At 41.2% G+C, this 1,736-nt stretch carries 1 protein-coding gene; it reads left to right on the forward strand.

The genetic code is table 11. The features are described 5' to 3' along the window. Positions 1 to 1,087 precede the first annotated feature (1,087 nt). Positions 1,088 to 1,435 (forward strand): NAD(P)H-quinone oxidoreductase subunit M, encoded by a 348-nt coding sequence (locus tag F6K06_RS33450; RefSeq protein ID WP_287245165.1) that lies wholly within the window; start codon positions 1,088 to 1,090, stop codon positions 1,433 to 1,435. The last annotated feature ends 301 nt before the right edge of the window (positions 1,436 to 1,736 follow it).

Genomic DNA, 1,736 nt, shown 5'->3' on the forward strand with positions numbered 1-1,736 from the left:
AGATGGGGAGATGGGGAGATGGGGAGATGGGGAGATGGGGAGATGGGGAGATGGGGAGATGGGGAGATGGGGAGATGGGGAGATGGAGACCCACCCCTAACCCCTCCCAGGAGGGGGATATCTTGAAAGATTTGGCAATGGCGCTTGTGATGGAACATTTTTTCATACCGAATTCAGCGAACTTAATCAGGACTTACCGAATAATTAATAATTAATAATTAATAATTAATAATTAATAATTAAATAATTCGCGCCTTGAAGCCTCCCCTTGGATAGGGGAAAAAAGCGGTCGAGGGATGGCGAGGTCCCGGAGCCATATCCAATCGACCAAGACAGCGGTCGATCTTCGCAGCTTCCCCGTTGGGTGGGATGGCGAGGTCTCGGAGCCATATCCAATCGACCAAGAAAAGAAATAATATCTCCTGATATTCAATCAAGGACGGTTTTAACCAGAGGTAATTATCAATTATCCATTATCCATTATCAATTAATGAAGCAGGGACTCTACATATAGCTAGGGCGAATGCCATTCGCCCCTACAGATGGTGCTTTAAAGGTCAATTTGCGTAAGTCCTGTTAATGTTATACCAAATCTCAAAAAGTTTGCTATTTATCTTTAACTCATGGGGAGATGGGGAGATGGGGAGATAGGGAGATAGGGAGATAGGGAGATAGGGAGATGGAGAGATGCGGTCGGCTTGACCGTTGATGCCTGTGGACGGAGTGCTGCCGACAGTTCCGGTGGAAGCAGGAAGTAAACATTAAAATGTCACTCATTATGCGGTGCGACCCCGCGTCGGCGTCAGACGCAAGGGAACGCGCACCAAGAGAGACGTTTTATGTCGGTTTTATGAAGCAGACAGTAATCAAACATAGCATTACTATTCAGAAATGTTGTTACAAATTTTTTAGTCAGAAACACTAAATATAGCGTAGGACTATAGTTTTAATCCTAATTATATAGTGTTTTAGCGTAAATTATCTGAATATTTTTCCGTGAGAATTTTTTAACCCATAAAGTTAAGTAATTTGATAATTCAATACTTACGATAGAATTTAACAAAAAGTCACAGAGAGAAAACTACTCATGTCATTAAAGTCAACAACTAGACATATTCGTATCTTTGCCGGAATTATAGAAGACAATGAACTTGTTCCTGATGACAAGGCATTAACTCTCGATATCGACCCCGATAACGAACTTAACTGGAATGATACTGCCGTGCAGCAGATTTACAGAAAGTTTGACGATCTGGTAGAATCTTGTAGTGGGGAAGATTTAACTGAATACAACCTACGTCGTATAGGTTCCGATTTAGAGCATTTTGTGCGATCGCTATTACAATCAGGTCAAATTAGCTATAATCTTGGTAGTCGTGTCAATAACTATAGCCTAGGACTACCAAGAGTAGACATTGACCCTGAAGCTCAATAGGATATTAAAATTTAATCTCTAATATAATCAATCGGGACTTACGCAGAGACTATACATATAGCGACGGCGAATACCATTCGCCCCTACAGATAGTGGTTTAAAAATCAATTTGCGTAAGTCCTGATAATAATCTGATAACATCACTGTTATCGGATTAGATACTTTGATAATGTTTTGACTACTCCCCGGACTTAAGTCACGGGGATTCTAAGCAGATACTACGCAACAGGATAAATCCGTGTTGCTCCGTTTCTTCTTAGCTGACCAAAGATATATTCTTTGGGGACAAGTCAAAATGCCC

Origin of the sequence: Okeania sp. SIO1H4, assembly GCF_010672695.1 — a bacterium.
GTDB lineage: Bacteria > Cyanobacteriota > Cyanobacteriia > Cyanobacteriales > Microcoleaceae > Okeania > Okeania hirsuta.